General features: G+C 44.8%; 19 protein-coding genes. 7 read left to right on the forward strand and 12 right to left on the reverse strand.

All coding sequences use genetic code 11. The annotated features are described in order from the left end of the window. Positions 1-80 precede the first annotated feature (80 nt). Complete coding sequence (prmB, locus tag ONE56_RS09065; RefSeq protein ID WP_423839703.1) at positions 81-1,013, reverse strand: 50S ribosomal protein L3 N(5)-glutamine methyltransferase; 933 nt, start codon at positions 1,011-1,013, stop codon at positions 81-83. A gap of 62 nt (positions 1,014-1,075) precedes the next feature. On the opposite strand from prmB, the gene smrB reads away from it, so the two are divergent. Next, complete coding sequence (gene smrB, locus ONE56_RS09070; protein WP_041155687.1) at positions 1,076-1,606, forward strand: endonuclease SmrB; 531 nt, start codon at positions 1,076-1,078, stop codon at positions 1,604-1,606. Between the two features lie 124 nt (positions 1,607-1,730). Here smrB and sixA read toward each other — a convergent pair whose 3' ends face one another. Further along, a complete protein-coding gene (gene sixA, locus ONE56_RS09075) occupies positions 1,731-2,195 on the reverse strand; it encodes a phosphohistidine phosphatase SixA (protein ID WP_041155686.1) in 465 nt (154 codons plus the stop codon). Positions 2,196-2,569: 374 nt separating this feature from the next. On the opposite strand from sixA, the gene ONE56_RS09080 reads away from it, so the two are divergent. Beyond that, positions 2,570-5,353: an insulinase family protein gene (locus tag ONE56_RS09080; protein WP_423839704.1), complete on the forward strand. Its 2,784-nt coding sequence runs from the start codon at positions 2,570-2,572 to the stop codon at positions 5,351-5,353. Between the two features lie 114 nt (positions 5,354-5,467). After that, positions 5,468-5,719 carry a CG2 omega domain protein gene (locus ONE56_RS09085; protein WP_423839705.1) on the forward strand — a complete coding sequence of 84 codons (252 nt, stop codon included), beginning with the start codon at positions 5,468-5,470 and terminating at the stop codon, positions 5,717-5,719. 56 nt (positions 5,720-5,775) lie between these two features. Here the strand turns inward: ONE56_RS09085 and fadJ are convergent, their stop codons facing one another. Further along, positions 5,776-7,884, reverse strand: a complete 2,109-nt coding sequence (gene fadJ, locus ONE56_RS09090) for a fatty acid oxidation complex subunit alpha FadJ (RefSeq protein ID WP_423839706.1) — start codon at positions 7,882-7,884, stop codon at positions 5,776-5,778. Then, on the reverse strand, positions 7,884-9,191 hold the full coding sequence (fadI, locus tag ONE56_RS09095; protein WP_331437348.1) for an acetyl-CoA C-acyltransferase FadI: 1,308 nt from the start codon (positions 9,189-9,191) through the stop codon (positions 7,884-7,886). The genes fadJ and fadI overlap by 1 nt, the downstream gene beginning before the upstream one ends. Positions 9,192-9,734: 543 nt before the next feature. Between fadI and ONE56_RS09100 the strand changes: the two genes are divergently transcribed. The 4 genes from ONE56_RS09100 (at position 9,735) to ONE56_RS09115 (ending at position 14,174) form a co-directional block, all read left to right on the forward strand. Beyond that, entirely contained in the window at positions 9,735-10,310 is a 576-nt protein-coding gene (locus tag ONE56_RS09100) for a sigma-70 family RNA polymerase sigma factor (protein WP_331437432.1), read from the forward strand. Continuing rightward, entirely contained in the window at positions 10,303-11,034 is a 732-nt protein-coding gene (locus tag ONE56_RS09105; protein WP_423839707.1) for a DUF3379 domain-containing protein, read from the forward strand. The genes ONE56_RS09100 and ONE56_RS09105 overlap by 8 nt, the downstream gene beginning before the upstream one ends. A 275-nt stretch (positions 11,035-11,309) precedes the next feature. After that, positions 11,310-12,554 carry an outer membrane protein transport protein gene (locus tag ONE56_RS09110; RefSeq protein WP_423839708.1) on the forward strand — a complete coding sequence of 415 codons (1,245 nt, stop codon included), beginning with the start codon at positions 11,310-11,312 and terminating at the stop codon, positions 12,552-12,554. 309 nt (positions 12,555-12,863) lie between these two features. Further along, on the forward strand, positions 12,864-14,174 hold the full coding sequence (locus ONE56_RS09115) for an outer membrane protein transport protein (protein WP_423839709.1): 1,311 nt from the start codon (positions 12,864-12,866) through the stop codon (positions 14,172-14,174). 123 nt (positions 14,175-14,297) lie between these two features. On the opposite strand, the gene ONE56_RS09120 is transcribed toward ONE56_RS09115, so the two are convergent. The 8 genes from ONE56_RS09120 to ONE56_RS09155 form a co-directional block, all read right to left on the reverse strand. Further along, complete coding sequence (locus ONE56_RS09120; RefSeq protein WP_041155678.1) at positions 14,298-15,074, reverse strand: MlaA family lipoprotein; 777 nt, start codon at positions 15,072-15,074, stop codon at positions 14,298-14,300. A gap of 265 nt (positions 15,075-15,339) precedes the next feature. After that, complete coding sequence (ccmI, locus tag ONE56_RS09125) at positions 15,340-16,557, reverse strand: c-type cytochrome biogenesis protein CcmI (RefSeq protein WP_423839710.1); 1,218 nt, start codon at positions 16,555-16,557, stop codon at positions 15,340-15,342. Then, the gene (locus tag ONE56_RS09130) at positions 16,557-17,042 is read right to left on the reverse strand and encodes a cytochrome c-type biogenesis protein (RefSeq protein ID WP_331437343.1); all 486 of its coding nucleotides are present in this window, start codon (positions 17,040-17,042) and stop codon (positions 16,557-16,559) included. Before ONE56_RS09130 ends, ccmI begins: the two co-directional genes overlap by 1 nt. Further along, positions 17,039-17,593, reverse strand: a complete 555-nt coding sequence (locus tag ONE56_RS09135) for a DsbE family thiol:disulfide interchange protein (RefSeq protein ID WP_331437342.1) — start codon at positions 17,591-17,593, stop codon at positions 17,039-17,041. The genes ONE56_RS09130 and ONE56_RS09135 overlap by 4 nt, the downstream gene beginning before the upstream one ends. Position 17,594: 1 nt before the next feature. Then, the gene (locus ONE56_RS09140; protein WP_041155674.1) at positions 17,595-19,571 is read right to left on the reverse strand and encodes a heme lyase CcmF/NrfE family subunit; all 1,977 of its coding nucleotides are present in this window, start codon (positions 19,569-19,571) and stop codon (positions 17,595-17,597) included. Next, on the reverse strand, positions 19,568-20,053 hold the full coding sequence (ccmE, locus tag ONE56_RS09145; RefSeq protein ID WP_423839711.1) for a cytochrome c maturation protein CcmE: 486 nt from the start codon (positions 20,051-20,053) through the stop codon (positions 19,568-19,570). Before ccmE ends, ONE56_RS09140 begins: the two co-directional genes overlap by 4 nt. Further along, on the reverse strand, positions 20,050-20,256 hold the full coding sequence (gene ccmD, locus ONE56_RS09150) for a heme exporter protein CcmD (protein WP_041155672.1): 207 nt from the start codon (positions 20,254-20,256) through the stop codon (positions 20,050-20,052). Before ccmD ends, ccmE begins: the two co-directional genes overlap by 4 nt. A gap of 11 nt (positions 20,257-20,267) precedes the next feature. Further along, entirely contained in the window at positions 20,268-21,011 is a 744-nt protein-coding gene (locus ONE56_RS09155) for a heme ABC transporter permease (RefSeq protein WP_423839712.1), read from the reverse strand. Positions 21,012-21,115 lie beyond the last annotated feature (104 nt).

A 21,115-nucleotide genomic window follows, 5' to 3' on the forward strand; every position in this document is an offset into this window, starting at 1 on the left:
ATGCACTTAATCTTGAAGAAATACGCATAAAAAAACACCGAGCATGGTGCTCGGTGTTTAATATAAGATACTCGACCCTGCTAGTCTTTGTACAACTTGAACTCTTCTTCACATTCAAGCAGTTGATCGCGAGTAAGCATAAATACGCCGTGACCACCATTCTCAAACTCAATCCAAGTAAAAGGAATCTGTGGGTACTGGTCCATCATGTGCACCATTGAGTTACCCACTTCACAGATCAAAATACCATCGTCCATCAAATAATCAGGTGCATTAGCAAGAATACGGCGCACAAGTTTCAAGCCATCGGTCCCCGCAGCAAGACCCAGCGATGGCTCATGGGTAAATTCATCAGGCAAACTGTTCATGTCTTCTTCGTCTACATAAGGTGGGTTCGACACGATCAGGTTGTATTTCTCTTTTGGCAACTCACGGAACAAATCCGAGCGCATTGGGATAACTTGTTGCTCCATTCCATGATCTTGAATGTTTTGCTCTGCAACTTGAAGTGCGTCAGCCGAGATATCGATTGCATCTACTTCTGCTTCAGGGAACGCATGTGCACATGCAATCGCTATACAACCACTGCCAGTACACATATCCATAATACGTGTTGGCTCTTGGGTTAACCAAGGTTGGAACTCAGCTTGAATCAATTCACCAATTGGCGAACGAGGCACAAGTACGCGTTCATCGACAAAGAACTCTAGTCCACAAAACCACGCTTTATTGGTCAAGTAAGCGGTGGGCGTACGCTCATTAATACGCTTAACCACACGTTCGACAATTCTGTAACGTTCACTGGTCGTCAAACGAGAATTCAATACATGCGGAGGCACATCAATTGGCAGGTATAATGTTGGCAGGATGAGCTGAACGGCTTCATCCCAAGCATTATCAGTGCCATGACCGTAAAACAGACCAGCGGCATTAAAGCGGCTTACCGTCCAACGAATCATATCTTGAAGGGTATGAAGTTCTGATACCGCTTCTTCTACAAAAATCTTATCCAAAATTGCCTCCGAAAAGCGCTACAATACTGCCAATATCATTATTGAATGAAACCATTATCCTAATGAGCAAAAAAGACACCGAACATGATGACGATTTCGCCTTGTTTAAGGAAGCAGTACAGGGCGTAAAAAAGTTGCGTCAGGATACCATAATCCAGCAACCAAAAAAAAATACCAAGCAAAAAGAAATCAAGCGCTCAATTCGCGAGGCAAGTGATTCTGAATTCTACTTTTCCGACGAGTTTGTCCCGCTATTAAACGAAGAAGGACCGACTCGTTATTCTCGCGATGACGTCTCTACATATGAGGTAAAACGTCTGCGTCGCGGAGTGTATGTCCCCGATGTTTTCTTAGACATGCATGGCATGACTCAACAAGAAGCAAAACGTGAACTAGGGGCAATGATAACGTACTGCGTTAAAAACGAAATTCACTGTGCCTGTGTGCAACACGGAATTGGCAAACACATTCTGAAGCAAAAAACGCCACTTTGGCTCGCGCAGCATCCAGACGTTATGGCTTTCCACCAAGCCCCTTTAGAGTTTGGCGGTGCTGGCGCTTTGCTTGTGTTGCTTTCGATTCCTGATAAATAGAAAACGCCCAAGACCGAATCGGAAATTAATCACTCTACAATGCCAGCAACCCGAAACCGTCAAGAGCACGGAAAAGCGATAAACACTAGGCAGGTTATTCGATACCTGCCTTATCCGACATTCGCTATGGTGTAATATGCCAGAGCAATTCACCGCTTTGAGTACTAGGCTCGTACTCCACACAAATTAAGCCAGAGGTTGGGAACATCGGCGGTGTCATATCTTTAACAAACTCAGCGGTAAGGTAACCGACGAGTGGCAGGTGTGACACGAACAATAGTGACTCAAGCTTTTCAACTTCAATCAGCGCACTTGCATAGTCAAACACACTATCGGATTGACCATAAGGTGTGATCTCTTCATTCACTTCAATACTTTTGGCTGAAAAGTATTGACTGATTTCTTGCCAAGTTTGTTGAGCTCGAATGTAAGGACTCACCAATACTTTATCGAATTGAGCGATGCCTTGCTCAGTACACGCCCGGGCAACCGCTTCTGATTCTTTTCTGCCTCTTTGGGTCAGTTGTCTTGCTGCGTCAGAGTCCGCAAAATGTTCCGCTTCTCCGTGACGCATGATGAATATTTTCATGCTATTTCCTATGGATAGCTAACGCTACCAAAAGGTTAACTGCTATCTTTATTATAAATCTGGGGCTAGTTTTAATAATGACGAAACAAAAATACTGATATAATTGTCGGTTCATTATACCAACTCGCTGACGAAAGATAGCGACACTCTTAACAATCTATTAAAAAGAATACATTCAGTTCATCACAGTATTTCACCATGGCCATGAGCTCAGTGTATTCCTTCAAACAGCCCTACCCTTGCATCAGAGCAATGGGTCATGCAGTACTCGTACATACAACAAAAATGCGGCAAGCAGTATTTGTCGAAACACAACGTATGCGTATCCCTCAGGGAGGCGTATACGACTGTCATGCTAAATCTGGAGACGCATCGTGCACCAAAGTCCTAACGATTCCAATCAATACCGCTACCTTACCTTGAGTAATAACTTGCGCGTATTGCTGATCCATTCCGACACTGCTCAACAGTCGGCGGCAGCGCTAGCAGTGAATGTCGGACACTTTGACGACCCGAATGATCGACAAGGTTTAGCTCACTACTTAGAGCACATGCTTTTTTTGGGTACGGAAAAATACCCTAAAGTGGGTGAGTTTCAAAGCTATATTAACCAACATGGTGGGACGAATAACGCTTGGACAGGTACAGAGCACACGTGCTTTTTCTTTGATATCGCTCCCAACGCGTTCAACAATGCCTTAGATCGCTTCAGTCAGTTTTTTACCGCACCACTGTTTAACGAGGAAGCGCTAGATAAAGAGCGTCAAGCGGTAGATTCAGAGTACAAGTTAAAACTTAATGATGATGCTCGTCGTCTGTATCAAGTAAACAAAGAAATCGTCAATCCAGCGCACCCTTTCGCCAAATTTTCTGTCGGTAATCTTGATACCCTGGGCGACAAAGACGGTCAGTCTATCCGCGAGGAAATTGTCGAATTCCACCATAAACACTACTCAGCTGATCTGATGACATTGACCCTTTTTGGACCACAATCGCTAGATGAACAACAAACATGGGTAGAACAGATGTTTGCTGACATTCCCGATCACCGGTTACAGGGTAAAACCGTTGATCTGCCGATTACGACAAAAGGCAGTACCGGTATCCTGATCAAGGTCGAACCGATGAAAGAGTTTAGACGTTTGATTCTGACGTTCCCGATGCCAGGTGTGGATGAATATTATGGCATCAAACCTCTCTCCTATTTTGCCCACTTATTAGGCTATGAGGGTGAAGGTAGCTTAATGCTAAACCTCAAAGAGAAAGGCTGGATAACTTCACTCTCAGCAGGTGGAGGCGCAAGTGGCAGCAACTACCGCGACTTCACCATCAGTTGCACGCTAACAGCTGAAGGCCTCGATCACGTAGACGCGCTCTGTCAGGCCATATTCCAATACTTATCTTTAATTAAACGAGAAGGACTGGATGAATGGCGATACCTCGAAAAGCAAGCTGTGCTGGAATCGGCGTTTCGATTTCAAGAGCCTTCCCGCCCTCTCGATCTAGTCAGTCACCTCGTTGTGAATATGCAACATTATCAACCCGAGGATACCATTTATGGTGATTATAAGATGTCTGGCTATGATGAAGAGCTCCAGCGCTCTTTCTTACAATACCTCACCGTTGATAACGTCCGCATCACCGTCGTCGCGAAAGAGCAAGAATATGACCGTACGGCCCAATGGTATTTTACACCTTACTCGGTAAGCCCACTGTCAGACGAGCAGAAACAAACCTTTGAGCAGTCTGATCCAAACTGGCAGTTCGAACTACCGACTAAAAACCCATTCATCTGCTACGATCTTGATCCAATGCCACTGGAAAATAAACAAGGCAACTCGCTGCCTGAAATGATCGAAAACATTGACGGCTTCCGTCTATGGCATTTGCAAGATGACGAGTTTCGAGTTCCTAAGGGGGTCGTTTATGTTGCGATCGATAGCTCGCATGCTGTTGCTTCACCCAAAAACATCGTTAAGACGCGTCTGTGTGTTGAGATGTTCCTTGATTCACTGGCGAAAAGAACCTACCAAGCCGAAATCGCTGGTATGGGCTACAACATGTATGCGCACCAGGGAGGCGTAACCCTAACCCTTTCTGGTTTCAGCCAAAAATTACCTCAGTTATTGGAGATGATTTTACATCGGTTCACCGCGCGGGAATTTAGCGTAGAGCGATTCGAAACCATTAAGCAACAGTTATTAAGAAATTGGCGTAACGCAGCGCAAGACCGACCTATTTCCCAGTTATTCAATGGTCTTACCGGTTTGTTGCAACCCAATAACCCACCATTTTCAGTCTTACTAGACGCACTGGAAAATATCCAGGTAGAGGATTTAGCAATATTCGTTGAATCTATTTTGGCAGAATTACACGTGGAAATGTTTGTCTATGGAGATTGGCAACGCCAGCAAGCCCATGAGATGGCCACCACGTTAAAAGATGCCCTAAGAGTCAAAGAACAGCGTTACGAGGAAGCACTTCGTCCCCTTGTGATGCTAGGCAAAAATGGCAGCTTCCAACGTGAGGTTCAGTGTAACCAACAAGACTCTGCGGTTTTGATTTATCACCAATGTGAAGACATTGAACCGCGCAATATTGCTTTGTATACATTAGCAAACCACTTGATGTCCGCGACCTTTTTCCATGAAATTCGAACCAAACAACAACTCGGATACATGGTAGGTACAGGCAACATGCCTCTAAATCGTCACCCCGGTATTGTTCTCTATGTTCAATCACCGAATGCCGCGCCAGCTGAGTTGGTCACTTCTATTGATGAGTTCCTCAATGCGTTTTACATGGTGTTATTAGAACTCAACGAATATCAGTGGCAAAGCAGTAAACGCGGACTGTGGAATCAAATCTCGACGCCAGACACCACCTTGCGGGGACGAGCACAGCGTTTATGGGTCGCAATTGGCAACAAAGATATCGAATTTAACCAAAGAGAAAAAGTATTGGATGAGCTCAAAAAATTAACTCGAACCGACATGATTCGCTTCGTTGTTAATGAGCTCAAACCTCGCACTGCCAATCGCTTAGTCATGCATTCTCAGGGGTTGGCGCATATGGATGAGCCTCGTATTCACCTAGGACAAGAGATAGGCTCGATTGAAGAGTTTCAGTTAAGGCCCAAAGATTGTGCATTAGGTTAGAATACATTCCAACCTGTTGTTATAAGTAAAAATTATAAAAAGTTGAAAATACTCAAATCCGTTTTAAGCTCTAATGATGTATAACAATAAAAGTACATGAGACATGAGGATGCCATGAAAAAACTACTATTACTCACCGCAATATTACTGCCAATGACTTCCGCTTATGCAGAAATCACGGTCAAAGGTGACGGTTTTGAGCTCAGTAATGATTGTGTTCGCTTGAGTGGCGATAACGTATCGATTAAGTCGGATGATTGCTCGTCAAAAAACTGGAACGATAAAGACAAGAAAGGCAACGCCAGTGTCCACGGTGATGACAACCCTGGTCAAGGACACAAAAATAAAAAGGATAAGAAGAAATAACGTTGATCTTCTTATGTAAATAGGCTTGCATGCGCAAGCCTTTTCACATTGCCAGATTAGTAAAACTTCGTTCCCTCACCAGCGCGAGTCAGCAAGCCATCACATGGCGCGTAGCGATCGCCGTATTTCGACGCAAACTCATTCATTTTTTCTACCAGCTCTTTGATTCCGAATTGATCCATATAACGGAATGGGCCTCCTAAAAATGGCGGGAAACCAATACCGAAGATGGCACCAATATCTCCGTCACGCGCTGAACGAATGATACCGTCATCCAAGCATCGGACCGCTTCATTAAGCAGCGGCAGCACACAACGAAGTGCTATATCGTTATCACTCAATTTCGACTCTGGATCGAGCTTTAACAGTTTATATACCGACTTATCGACGTCTTTCTTTTTCCCTTTGTAGGTATAAAAACCTTTACCACTTTTCCGACCTTTTCGACCATCGTTGAGCAAGGTATCGAATACATCAGGACCTTTGAATCTCTCACCCAGTTCATTGACAAGTATCGGCATGATCTTCGCGCCGATATCAATACCGACTTCATCAAGCAGCGTTATCGGTCCAACCGGAAACCCAAAATCAAGTAATGCCCCATCAATTTTCTCAATAGGCTCGTTAGCCAATAAGATATGCGCCGCTTCATTCATATAGGGAGCGAGAATTCGGTTGACGTAAAAGCCCGCCTTATCTTTTACAACAATCGGCGTTTTGCCTTGTTTCTTAGCCAAAGCTACCACTGTAGAGATCGTCTCATCCGATGTTGTTTCGTGTGGGATCACTTCAACTAAAGGCATTTTCTCGACCGGACTAAAATAATGTAGACCGACGATATTTTCTGGCCGCTGCGCTTTTTCAGCAATCTGGCCAATAGGCAGGGACGAGGTATTCGTAGCGAAAATGGTTTCTGGTTTTGCGTTAGCTTCAATGTCAGCAACCATCTGCTGCTTCAAGTCGAGATCTTCAAACACCGCTTCGATAACCACATCAATATGGTTATAGCTGGTAAAGTCAACACCACCCGACAGTTGCAACATGTTCGCCTGTAACTCAGCTTTCGATAGGATGCGACGTTTGCGCTGCTTTTCAAACAACTGATAGTTATGATGTAACGCATTCAATACACCATCATTACTCACGTCTTTAATACGCACTGGGACCTTTGCTTTTGCCACTGAAACATGGCTAATCCCAGCCCCCATTAAACCGCCACCTAATACGCCCACTCTTTTAACACTCGCAGGTTTCGCGTCTGACCCATGCTCTTTTTTCATCTCTGTGGTCGCAAAAAAGATCGAACGCAACGCTTTCGATTCCGAGCTCATCACCAACTCGCCAAAACGCTTCGCTTCTAGCTCTTGCCCTTTGACAAAGCCTTTTTCTAGACCATGTTGGATAACTTCAAGAATCGCTTCTGCTGCTGGATAGTTGCCTCGAGTTTTCTGGTGAGTCTTTTTCGCAGCCTGTTCAAAAATGAACTTGCGCCCTAAACCGCTCCCAGACATCAATTTTTCTTTGGCTGAGTGTTTTTTACCTTTGTTTTTACCTTTGTCCAAAAACTGCTGAGCAACGTCGAGCAGTATGGTTTCTGGTACGCAATCATCCACAACACCTAACTTCTTCGCTTTATTCGCGCGAAGCTGTTTGCCAGTAAGGATGATATCCAGCGAAGGCAATAGACCGATGAGCCTTGGCAGACGTTGTGTGCCACCCGATCCTGGCAATAGGCCCAATTGAACTTCTGGCAGTCCCAGACGTGTTTTATCCGAATTCGTACAAACGCGATAATCACAAGCGAGCGCAAGCTCCAATCCCCCCCCTAAACAAGGACCATGAATCGCAGCGACGACTGGATACGGCAATTCAGATAACTGCTGGAATAGCTCCTGTCCTTGCTTGGCTAACGCTTCTGCTTCACTAGCGGTGGTACACGCTTCCAACATACGAACGTCGGCACCAGCAACGAAATTATCAGGTTTAAGAGAGTGAATGATCATCCCTTTTATGCCACTGACTTCGTTTAACTGAGTGAAAATATCATTCATCTCTTGCGCAAAAGCCGCCTGCAGCGTGTTCATTTTTTCGTTCGGAACATCAATCGCTAGCCACGCGATATTTTTTTCGTCGATGTTAAGATTAAATGCTTTCTGTTCGCTCATTATTCGACCTCCAAAATCATCGCTGCACCAAGACCACCCGCTGCACAAGCAGTGTTAAGCGCAATTCCGCCACCACGACGCTTTAACTCACGTAATGTTTGCGTCATCATTCTTGCACCTGTCGCCGCAAACGGATGGCCATAAGCAATCGAGCCACCTAATACATTAAACTTGTCCATGTCAATCTCACCAATTGCTTGCGCGCGGCCAAGATGTTGTTGAGCAAATTTGTCCGAGGCAAACATTTTAACGTTCGCCAGCGTTTGGGCAGCAAATGCTTCATGCATGTCGATCAACGTTAAGTCGGATAGCTCGAGTCCGGTATTTTCCAGTACTTTCGCCGTTGCATACGAAGGCCCCATCAACATATCGGTTTGTACGCCGATCGCGGAAAATGCATACCCTCTGATATAACCCAAAATCTCCATACCTAGCTCTTTTGCCTTACCTTCACGCATCAACATGACAGCGGCACCACCATCGGTTAATGGCGTGCTGTTTGCCGCAGTCACGCTGCCGTACTGTCGATCAAACGCAGGACGAAGTTTTGCGTACCCTTCTAACGTCGAATCATGACGAACGTTGTTATCTTCGGAGAGCCATTTCTTGTAGGGTTCAGGGAAAGCGGTCATCACTTCGCCCTGAATTTTTCCTTCTTTCCATGCCTGAGACGCTAAGGTATGCGAGCGATGAGCTAGCGCATCTTGTTCAGCGCGTGAGATACCATGTGTTTTGGCCATCTGCTCTGCTGTTTGCCCCATTGAAAGCCCCGTAGAGTACTCAGCAACCGCAGGCGGAACCGGCATCAGATCTTTAAAACTTAAGCGCTTAAGAATATTAAGTTTTTGTCCAAGCGTTTTGGTTTTACTCAAGGCTAATAAGTTTGATGCTAACTTTTTTGAAACACCAATAGGCAAAACAGATGAAGAGTCAGCACCACCAGCAATGCCAATATCAATTGACCCTGCCATGATGCTTTCAGTAACATTGACCGCTGCTTGAAAACTGGTTGCACACGCACGTGTCACACTGTAGGCATCAGTATGGACATTCATTCCTGTCCCCAAGACGATTTCACGCGCAATATTAGGAGCCTCTGGCATTTGTACTACTTGTCCAAACACCACTTGTTCTATTAACGTCGGGTCGATATCGGTACGAGCAAGCATCTCGCTTACTACCATTTTGCCCAAATCCACTGCTGGTACTTGGCTAAATTCTGTGCTTTGACGAGCAAAGGGAGTTCGAAGCCCCGCGACGATAGCTACACGCTCACCTTGGCGTGTTTTTACTTCTTGCTTGCCCATTGTTTCTCCTTAATCACAAGAGGTCTGACCTCGCCATTGTAATCAGGTTGTTAAAATTTTCAAACACGTGTTTGCATAAAACGTGACGCTTGTTGATCAATGACTATAATTCAATAAACTGATGTCATTAACCTCATCAGGGTAGCACGACGCAGGGCAGTAGATTTAATTGCGCGTAGCGCCTCGCAACAACCTACAGGTAAGTGAGATATGTGATCAAAAGAAAAAGAGACTTAGTACGGATTGAAATGATTCAGATGAAAAATTTGAGCAAAAAAAAACCACACAAAACTGTGTGGTCGGAATATCTATAAAGCAATTAACTTACGCCAATTGAAAATAATCAGTTTCCTGATTAGGAGAAAGTAAAGTCAGCCTTCAAAAGGAAGTGTCATCTTGCTCAACATGTTAGCCACAAGGACTAACGAGATGACAGGGTCTACTATAACCGCTCGCGAACTTTAAATTTTGAAATAGATCAATTTTATAGTGATTATCTTCAAATCACTCCAGTCGCTCAAGTATTGGCGGCGCAGAGTAAGAATAGAGGCTTGTGTGCCAATTATAAAAATATTTGGAAAGAAAAAAACCAATCGTCCGGTCGATTCTGATATGGACAAACAAAGAAAATACGAAGCGCTCGTTCGCGGCTATCATCGCGATCTGTATCGTTACGCTTACTGGCTGTGTAAAGACAAGGCCATCGCGGAAGATTTGGTGCAAGAAACCTGCATGCGTGCGTGGAAATCACTCGACAGCCTTCTCGATGAAAAGGCGGCTAAATCTTGGCTGATTACCATTCTAAGAAGAGAAAACGCGCGTCGATTTGAACGTAAACAATTTGATCTAGTCGATATTGAAGAGTACAGCAATGAGGCCAAATTTAGTGATGATACTCATCACCAACAACAATGGCTTCACGAACAAATCATGAAGTTAGATATTGAGTATAGAGAGCCGTTATTATTACAGGTAGTCGCAGGTTTCAGTGGAGAAGAGATTGGCGACATCCTCGGTCTCAACAAAAATACCGTGATGACGCGTTTGTTCCGCGCCCGCAATCAACTAAAAGAGATGTTGGATTCTCAAGATACAAAGAGAGGACAAAAAAATGGATGATTTAGAATTTCGTCGTCGTATTTTGTCGGATCCTAAACATTTGGACAAAGAAACCCTGCAATCGTTAAGAGATAACGAGACAAACCGTAAATTTGTCGATGACGTTTTAGATCTCGATGCAAAAATAAACCAAGCAATGAGTATTGATGTACCAGAAGATCTTGCCGATAAGATTTTGTTTACTCAATCTTCAGCCAGCCATCACGAGCAAGTCCATAAGCCGATGTTCGCTCGTAAAGCTCTAGCGCTGGCGGCATCTATTGCCTTCACTGCTGGTCTTTTAGTCGGTCAGGTAAACTGGGGGAATGTTTTACTACCACCAGCTCATGCATCATTAGCGGAGACGGCAATCAAGCATGTCGTAAATGAAGAGGCATTTGTTCGCCATATAGACGAGAATGTACCAAATTCGCAAATAAACGCGAAAATGCTTCCTTTCCAATATCACTTTATCGACCAATTCCCTTACCATGTGTATTACTTAAACCATTGCGGCTTTGGTAAATCCAATGCAGTGCATATGGTTTTTCAGGGAAATAAAGGTAAAGTCACTTTGTTTATGACCGCAATTACGAGTGATCAGCAAGTCACCTTTAAAGAAGATGGTATGAATGGTTCGATAGTGCCGATGGGGAATGTCAGCATGATCTTAATCGGTGAACACGATGAAGATACCGAATCATTAGCGAATACTCTGGTTCCTTTGATTAAGCCCATGTCATAAAAAGTCGATAAATGCTGCTAAATAGCTTTATTTAGCAGCATTTCCTTATCAATTAATACCCAACCATTCACCACAGCAATGCTCAGTTAGAGCTAAAACTCTAATTTATGCATTTTAACCGCATTTTCCCTACATTTAGGCATCATTTCTCCAATTTTTATCCATTTTAGACCAATGGTCGGATATGTTTGAAGCCATCTAATGACTACTATCTGCGCCACTGAGCAAAAGCTCAAATTATCGTCCAAAGAGACGAATCTAATAAGGAAAAACAAATGACACAGAACACGCGTCTGTTTAAAAAGACTCTCTTAGCAGTGACCGTCGCTTTTGCCTCAGGCCAAACCATGGCAGCGGGCTTCCAAATCAATGCCCAATCAGCAACAGGCCTTGGCCGTGCGTTTGCGGGTGATGCCGTAATCGCAGACAATGCCTCAGTAATGGCTCGTAACCCAGCCGCGATGGCTCTATTCGATAAAATGGAACTGTCTGTCGGTTTCGAAACCATTACATCTTTGATTGAAGTAAAAGATGCAAACTACACTCTAACTTCTCCGATGGGGAGCAATTCTACTCCTGTTGGAGATACTGATGATGTTGGTAGCACTGCTCTTGCGCCAAATATTCACCTTATCGTGCCTGTGAATGACAAATTCGCTTGGGGCGTCAACGCCTACTCAAACTTTGGCACAAAAACAGAGTTCTCTGACAACTATGTAGCACGAGAGTACGGTGGTCTTACGGACGTGAAAAGCGCAAACTTTGGTTTAGCAGGCTCATACCGCCTCAATGATCAATGGAGCTTCGGTGCCGGTGTCGATGTCATTTACGGTAAAGGAACCATGAAGCGTGAGAACGCATTAGTGGGTACTCTTATTGATGTTGATGCTGCTGACGGCTGGGCCGTTGGTTTTAACGCAGGTACGGTATTCGAGCTTGATGCGAACAATCGATTTGGCTTTGCCTACCACTACAGCCCAGAGATGGAAGCAAAAGACGATAAAGGGCAAAAAATCACCCTGCCTCTACCTGATATTGCTGAATTTTCAGGCTTTCACAAAATCGAAGATACGCAATTTGCGGTACATTACAGCATTCAATACATTGGCTGGAAAGACTTCGATAAAATTGAATTCTCTAACCTAAAAGGCTCACCGCTAATAGGTTCATCGTACGATAAACAATATCAATGGCAAGATGGCTGGCACTACTCGATTGGTGGTACTTATTACCTAAACAACAACTGGACACTTCGTGCTGGCTACATGTACGACACCAGCGCACAAGACAAATTAACGTCCATTTCAGTGCCTGATTCCGACCGTCAGTGGTTCTCAACAGGCTTCACTTACAATATTGATAATGAGTCTAACGTCGACTTTGGCTTCACTTACCTACTTGGTAAAGATGTTAAAGTGAACGAGCAAACGCCAATCGCTCCGGGCGTATCTACTGGTGTATCCGCAACGACTCATGCAGATGCGATCTTGGTCGGCTTACAATACAGCCGCAGCTTCTAAGCCAGTTGCGCTAGACGCATAAACGAACACGTTATATAAAAGGCTGGATTTCCAGCCTTTTTTGATCCCAGTAAAGAAAATGTTCGCTGAATTTGAGTGAACACTTGTAGCATAAAAGCAAGGTTAGGACTCACACTTGTTCGCTAAACACTCATGCCCTTTCCTTAACAAGCCAGTATATATAACCAATTTCGTTAAAATATTAATATAAAATTCCAAATGCGTACGCTTTAAGGGTTTTGATTTTTAAAGTAATCACTCTATCTTTAGAATTTCGCCTTACTTTTCAATAATTCAGCGAACGTAAGAATGAAAACCAACAAGACCCTTCTATCTACAGCCGTCGCATTTAGCCTACTCGGCACTTCTACCATCACCCATGCTGCGGGTTTCCAATTGGCAGAATACTCGGTAACAGGCTTAGGTCGAGCCTATGCTGGCGAGGCTGCAATGGCCGACAATGCAAGTGCTCAATGGCGAAACCCTGCCATGCTGACCTATTTACCAGGCACTCAGGTGTCTCTTGGTGGTATTTACGTTAACCCCAATGTCGACGTTGAAGGTGATGTTCATTTTTATGGACAAAGTTCATCCGCCTCTTCTGACGACTTCGCTAATGACGCTATAGTCCCGAGCTTTTATCTGTCCCACCAATATAATAACCAGTTTTCTGTCGGTCTCGCTTTTGGCACTAACTACGGTATGGAAACCGATCTAGGTAAAAGTTTTGGTGCATCCCATTTCGGTAACGAGGCCAGCGTCACCACCATGGAAGCAAACTTAAATGCGGCTTATAAACTTAATCAAGCCATCAGTATTGGTGGTGGTTTGCGTTACGTTCTTGGTGAAGGAAGCTTTGGTGCCACAGCACCACAAAATAACGTCATTGGCCAACATCCTGGAACAGGTCAACCGATCCCAGCCCCTCAAGGCACGACTCTCAAATACATGGAAGGTGATGATACTGCTTGGGGATGGCAAGTGGGAGCTGCATGGCAGATCAACGCTAACCATCGTATTGGCTTCACGTACAAATCCGAAGTTGATTTAAAATTAGAAGGTCATGCTGAAGGGCTTGGTTTTGGTATTGCGGGTAAAGAAAACGGCTATATGAACCTATCGCTTCCCGCAACTGCAGAACTGGCAAGCTTCCATCAACTCACCGAGCTACTTGCTTTGCACGCAAGTTTCAACTGGACGGATTGGAGCGCATTTGAAAAGTTACAGGCCCAACTTAACAATACCGGTTCACATATGGTAAAAGTTGAAAACTGGCAAGACAACTACCGATTCGCAGTGGGTGCGACGTATCAGTTACAACCTAAATTAGCGCTAAGAACGGGAGTTGCCTACGATACCTCTGCGGTAAGCGACAAAAACCGTACTATTACGATTCCTGAAACGGATCGTACTTGGTTAAGCGTTGGTGCAACGTATGATTGGACAAATGACTTTAGTTTGGACGCAGGTTTTACTTATATTTTTGCAAAAGACGCCCCTATCACTGAATCACGTGGATACGCATCTGACGATACTGCTGAAGCGGTGGGTGGTCAGTTCGTCGGAGAAACAACCGGTAATGTTTGGTTGATTGGCATTCAAGCGAACTATCACTTCTAACCTATCGCCTTTAACATTCCAAGTTTCTCGAAAATCGATTCTGTACAATAAAAAGCAAAAAGGCTTAGCCATATGAACGCTAAGCCTTTTTCTTAGATTAGTAATTAAATAAGAGCTTGAGAATTAGAAATCTTCTAGATATTCATCTAGGTACGCTTCTTCTTCTTCGTTCACCTCGTTAACCTTCTCAACTTCCGCTTTGAAATCGAGACGTTGAATGTAAACATCTCGACTCAGTACATAAGGATCTGGCGAGTTTTCTAACTGTACTTCTTGAGAAACGAGCATGGCACGTTTTTCCATCCCTTCAAATGCCCATTTACCCAAGCTTGCCCAGAAGTTTAAGTAAGATAAAGGAAGATACATATCATCAACGGTGTCCGCCGCTTCACGTAATGTTACCGGACCATATCCAGGCACCATAAAATAAGGTCCATGGCCAACGCCATAATGCCCAATCGCATCACCAAAGGCTTTATCATCATATTTGGTAATACCCGCTTCGGTGGCTAGGTCTACCAGCCCGAAGATACCAAACGTTGAGTTAATTAAAAACCGATTGAAGTGATCCAGCGCTTTGCTACCATTGCCCATAATCAGGTTGTTTATCATACTTGAAGGCTCATCTAAGTTAGCCAAAAAGTTGGCAATACCAGTACGAACCAGCTTAGGGGTGTAATCAACGTACGCAAGTGATACTGGACGAACCAAATACGGATCTAAATAATCGTAGTTGATATCCCACATTGCACGGTTAAAGCCTTCTAACGGATCATACACATCAGAAGTCGTTTGATTTGTTTCCGCTTTTTCATCTACTGCTTCATCTGGCGCACTTGAACAGCCAACCAGTCCAACCGCCAACAATAATAGGAAAAGGGACTTACCCTTGTTATACATTTTTTTGTTCCATAACGACTATTAATATACCCAAATACCCTTTATCTCAAGGTATAGAGCGTTTGCCGCCCAAAAGCTACTTGGGTATGTAAATACTCGATCTATAATTATTAGACATATAAATAAAGGCCAGCGAATGCTGGCCTCAGGTATTCTACTCGATCGTTTTAAGTCATACCACTATCAGGAAATGACAATCGGCCTGCTTCAAGATTCGAGACAACATGTCTCTCGTATGATCCACAGGCCTAAGAGGCAAACCGAACTATTGATACTGTTTATCAATCGTCACTTCGACGGGCTGTCCAAAATCAACCACACCACTTTCTCCATGCCAATCGTGATCACGGGTTGCAACGTTGCCATCTGTATCAACCCTTACACGTACAATCAGCTGTTCGAGCGAAGAAAGCTTTTGTCCCTGCATCATTGCATTGCCATCATCCAGAATCACCGTACGAGGAAATGTACCTAGTGGATAACGAGCGGCAGCAACTGGCATTGGCGCGCCATTCGCGTGATGGACTGAAACAATCAATACCGCATTTGGATCGAGATCGATATCCGGCGCTACATTGATGGTGACAGCAACACTTTTCTCTGGCGACACTGCCTCACCCATTTGCTTACGAGCACTTTCAATACTTCGCGACAACATTTCATAGCGGCTGTCTTCTGGCCCAATCATTTGCTGCATGATTCCCCAGTATTTAATGGCCGCCGGAAAATCATTTCGTTCGAAAGCATCAAACGCAAGCAATGAGAAAACACGGATGTCCACTCGGTCTTGCTGCATTAATTCACCTAGGAGCGAACGTGCTGTCGATTGTTCCATTTCGTCTTGGGAAAGCATTAATGCTTGGGCATAACCTAACTTCACGTCATCATCATTAGGCTCCAACTGGTATGACTTTTCCATCGCATCAATTGCAGTCGCTACATCACGATTCGCTAAAGCAATACGCCCTAGTAGCAGCCAACCTGTTGAATCTTCAGGCTGATAATGCAAGCGCGTGCGCAAGGCAAGCGTCAAATCTGCCATTTCGTCATCGCTGAGTGGCTCCGCGGATCCCGACATCAGTTTTTTTGACAGTGCGGGTAAGTTGGCTGAAACTTGTTGCCAATTTTCGACCTCTGAAGACGCACCAAATTTAAAGTACAAGCCATAGCTCAATACAACAGTCAGAATCACGGACGGAATGAGTACGACCATCGGAGAAATTTGGGTCTGCTTAGACTCGTTTGAACCAGGTATATCATCAAGTAGCGACTGTTTTAAATCCGAAATTAAGTCTTCTTCACTTTCGACAAGGCCTTCATCGGTTTCTTCATGCAATTCTGATAAACGGTCTTTATAAAATGCTTTATTTAGCTCATCACGAAGAACATCATCATTATTCGCTTTCTGTTTAAGCAGTGGCAAAGCCACCAAAACACATGCAATCAGCGTAAGAGCAACAGTGGAAATCCAAAATAGCATCATTACTTCTTATCTCCGTTATTCTCATCATCAAGCAGTGCTTTTAAGCGAGCCTCTTTCTGCTCGTCCCATTGTTCCTCACTGTCTGTCTCTGATTTAGCTTTAGACTTTCTGCTTCGCAGTACAATCAAGCCAAACCCCATCAATACCACGGCCAACGGACCAAGCCACAAAATTGAAGTTGCCACGGTGAAAGGCGGATTGTAAGTTACAAAATTGCCATACCTCGCCACCATATAGTCAACGATTTCTTGCTTCGACTTACCCTCTTTGGTCATTTCATACACTTTATGACGTAAGTCCTGTGCCAACGCGGCGTTAGAGTCTGAAATCGTGTTGTTCTGACACTTAGGACAACGAAGCGTATGACTCAACTCTTTGAACTGTTGTTCTTGCTCAAGGTTATCAAACTCATACACTTCAATCGCTGCATGAGCAGCAAGAGATAATGTCATGGCAGCCAATACGGCGAGAATCAGCTTTCTCATTGCTTCGCCTCCTCAACCAATTGGTTGTATAGCGGCTCTAGTTTTTCTGACCAATTACGCGGGTTAACGTCTCCCACATGACGGTATCGAATCACTCCATTGGCATCTATAACGAATGTTTCGGGTGCGCCATATACGCCAAGGTCGAGCCCAAGCATACCGCTACCATCAAACAAGCTAATCAAGTAAGGGTTGCCTAAATCGTTCAACCAACCAATCGCTTTATTACGATCATCTTTGTAATTCATACCGATGATCTTAACGCCCTTACCAGCCAACTCATTTAGGTACTTATGCTCGGCATAACAGGTCGGGCACCAAGTTGCCCATACATTGAGTAGCAACGGTTCACCAGTAAAGATCGATTGATCGTATTGCTTTCCTGGTTCAGCTAAGTCTTCGAGATGAAACTTAGGTACAGGCTTACCAACTAGGACCGACTCTAATTTGGTTGGGTCGTCGCCGTCTTGGTTACGAATTAACTGGGTTGCAAATATCCCCGCTAGTAGCAAAAAAGCGACTAACGGAATAAATAAGACTTTCTTATTCATATTAGGCCACTTGCTCCTTTGTCTTATCACTTAACTTCGACGACTTACGGAATCGATAACGTTTGTCAGAGATAGCAAGCCCACCACCAATCGCCATGATCAGCGCGCCTGCCCAGATCCAACGTACGAACGGCTTGTAGTAAATACGGACAGCCCAAGAACGGTTATCATCTAGACGTTCACCCATCGCAATGTAGAGATCACGCGTCACGCCGCGATCGATTGCTGCTTCTGTCATCATGGATTTTGCGGTTCGGTAGAAGCGCTTCTCCGCGTGCAGGGTATTGATGTATTGCCCATCATGAGTCACTTCAAAGTCTGCAATGTAACCATCGTAGTTCGGACCGTCTTTATCACGTAAGCCTGAGAAATAAAAATCATAACCTTGGATTTGGAAGTGCTCCCCCGGTGCCAAACGTACGTCGCGTTCGATACTGTAGTTTTGCACCATTGCAATACCAATAATGGTAACAGCCAGACCAATATGTCCACACATCATCGCCCAGTGACTGCGTTGCAGCTTGCGAACGCCATCAATGAAGGTATGACGGTGTGTCGCGCGCTCATGCAGTTCAAACCCATGCATTGCGATAATCCAAATGGCCATCACCCACCCGATGTAAGCCATGGTTGAGAAGTAATCAGCAAACAGGTAGACACAAATAGCGCCCAGAACAAAAGAAGTGACACCGGAAACAATCATTGGCTTAACAATGGATGATAACTGATCTCGCTTCCAGCGAATCAAAGGGCCAATGCCAAGTAAGAAAGCAAATGGCATCATCAACCATGCAAACAACATATCAAAAAACGGTGCGCCGATTGACACAGAGCCGAGACCTATCTGTTTGTGAACCAGTGGCAACAGTGTGCCCACCAGCACCACAACAAGTGCCGCAATCAATAAAACGTTATTGCCCAGCAACACGTTTTCACGAGAGACTAACTCGAAGTTGCCTCTGACTCTGACCGACGCGCCTTTTAGAGCAAAGAGCAGTAACGAGCCACCGATAACAAACACAAGGAAGCCGAGGATAAACATACCGCGTGACGGATCAGAAGCAAACGCGTGTACCGACACTAAAATACCGGAACGAACCAAGAAGGTGCCAAGCAAACTGAGAGAAAAAGCAGAGATTGCCAGCAATACCGTCCAAGCTTTAAATGTCCCGCGCTTTTCAGTTACCGCAAGCGAGTGCATTAGCGCGGTACCGGCCAACCAAGGCATAAATGATGCGTTTTCTACTGGATCCCAGAACCACCAGCCACCCCAACCAAGCTCGTAGTATGCCCACCAAGAGCCGAGTGCGATGCCTAACGTTAGAAATACCCAAGCTGCCGTCGTCCAAGGACGAGACCAACGAGCCCATGCGGTATCAAGACGCCCTGTCATTAATGACGCGATAGCGAAAGAAAAAGCAACAGAAAACCCAACGTATCCCATATATAGCATAGGGGGATGTACGATTAGCCCTGGATCTTGAAGCAGTGGGTTCAAATCACGGCCATCAACGGGGAAGAAAGGCAACGTACGCAAAAATGGGCTAGAGGTGAAAATGATAAACATCAGAAAGCCGACGGAAATCATCCCCATCACTGCTAATACACGTGCTACCGATTCCTGTGGCATACCACGACTGAATGTTGCAACCGCGACCGTCCACGCGGCTTGAATCAGCACCCAAAGCAACAACGAGCCTTCGTGGGCACCCCAAACCGCAGTTATACGATAGTACCAAGGAAGCTGGCTATTGGAGTTGCTCGCAACGTACTGAAGCGTAAAGTCGTTGGTATAAAATGCCCAACATAAAATGGCAAACGAGAACAATAGCATAAGGAACATGGACCAAGATAACGGTCTTGCAGTGTTCATCAGCATGGTGTTGTTATTCGATGCTCCCCACAACGGCAATATACTCAGCAATGCGGCCATCGCGAGTGATAAAATGAGGGCAAAGTGACCGATTTCAGCAATCATTGACCGCTTCCTTGTGTCTGTTCAGTTGTGTATTGCAAAGGATCATGCGTTTTTTTCATCGCTTCTGCAATTTCTGGAGGCATGTATTCTTCGTCATGCTTGGCTAACACCTCGAACGCTTCGATGGTGGTAGCATCTTTGAGTACACCTTGTGCAACAATCCCCTGACCTTCACGGAACAAATCCGGCAGAATACCATCGTAGGTCACCGTGACTTTAGGGCCAATATCATGTAGGTCAAAGCTGACTTTAAGAGAGTTAGGGTCGCGACGCACCGAACCTTTTACCACCATGCCACCAATGCGCAAACGCTGACCAACTTCCGGTTTCGTACCATCAGGCTTACCATTGACCAGTTCTGTTGGCGTGTAGAACAAGTCCATATTCTGGTTGAGTGCGTAGATAATTAAACCGATGGTCGCACTGATACCGATAAAGATTGCCAAGACAATTCCCAGCCTCTTTTTACGTCTCGGATTCATAGGGTGTTCTCCATATTCTTTGCTGCGTCAATACGTGCTTGGCGCTCAATTTTTGCTTTCACTTCTTTCAATAATGCATCACCGCGACGAAGGCTGGTGATCAGAAGAATCAGCATGGATAAGAAAGTAATACTGAACGCGCTCCATACGTATGATGCATAGCCGCCCATGGCAAAAAAGTCGCTCAGAGATTCAAAATGCATAATCAATTACCTCACTGAGTGTGTTCTGTTGCAAGTTTACGCACCCAAGGACGGTGACTCTCTTTACTGATGATTTCGTTGCGAAAACGCACCATAGTCACTGCGCCAAAGAAGAATGCAAAACCAAAAATGTTCAGCAATAACGGCCAAAGCATGTCGGATGAGATAGAAGGTTGTTCAAATTTCGTAATCGTCGCACCTTGGTGCAAGGTATTCCACCACTCAACGGAAAAGTGAATGATAGGTAAATTCACAACGCCAACAATCGCCAGAATACCCGCGGCTTTGGCTGCTGTTTTTTGATCGTCAAATGCGTGATACAACGCAATAACACCAAGGTAAAGAAATAGAAGAATCAATTCTGAGGTAAGACGGGCATCCCAGACCCACCAAGTCCCCCACATCGGTTTGCCCCAAACAGCACCAGTGAGCAGAGCGATAAAGGTAAACACCGCACCAACCGGCGCCATCGCAAGTGCCGCCATGTCAGACAGACGTACCTGCCATACTAAGCCAATGAATGCGGCAATTGCCATCGACATATATATGCCCATTGACCAAATCGCAGCAGGGACATGGATGTAGATGATTCGGAAGCTGTCACCTTGTTGGTAGTCGGAAGGCGCAAATGCCAGTCCCCAAACCGTACCAACCGATAAGCATACGAGGGCCAATACAGAAAACCAAGGCAGAAACTTACCGCTCAAATGGTAAGCTGCTTCTGGCTTGGCGTAAGGATGTAGCCATTTCCACATGTTTTGTTCTCACTCTTACTTCAGGGACACTGTCTAAAGGTTGGACCGTAGCAGTGCTTTAATAATAATTCTTTGATCGAACACCGATTCGCTGGTGCTTAAAT

It is taken from the genome of Vibrio mytili, assembly GCF_049563345.1.
In the GTDB taxonomy this organism is placed as follows: Bacteria; Pseudomonadota; Gammaproteobacteria; order Enterobacterales; family Vibrionaceae; genus Vibrio; species Vibrio mytili.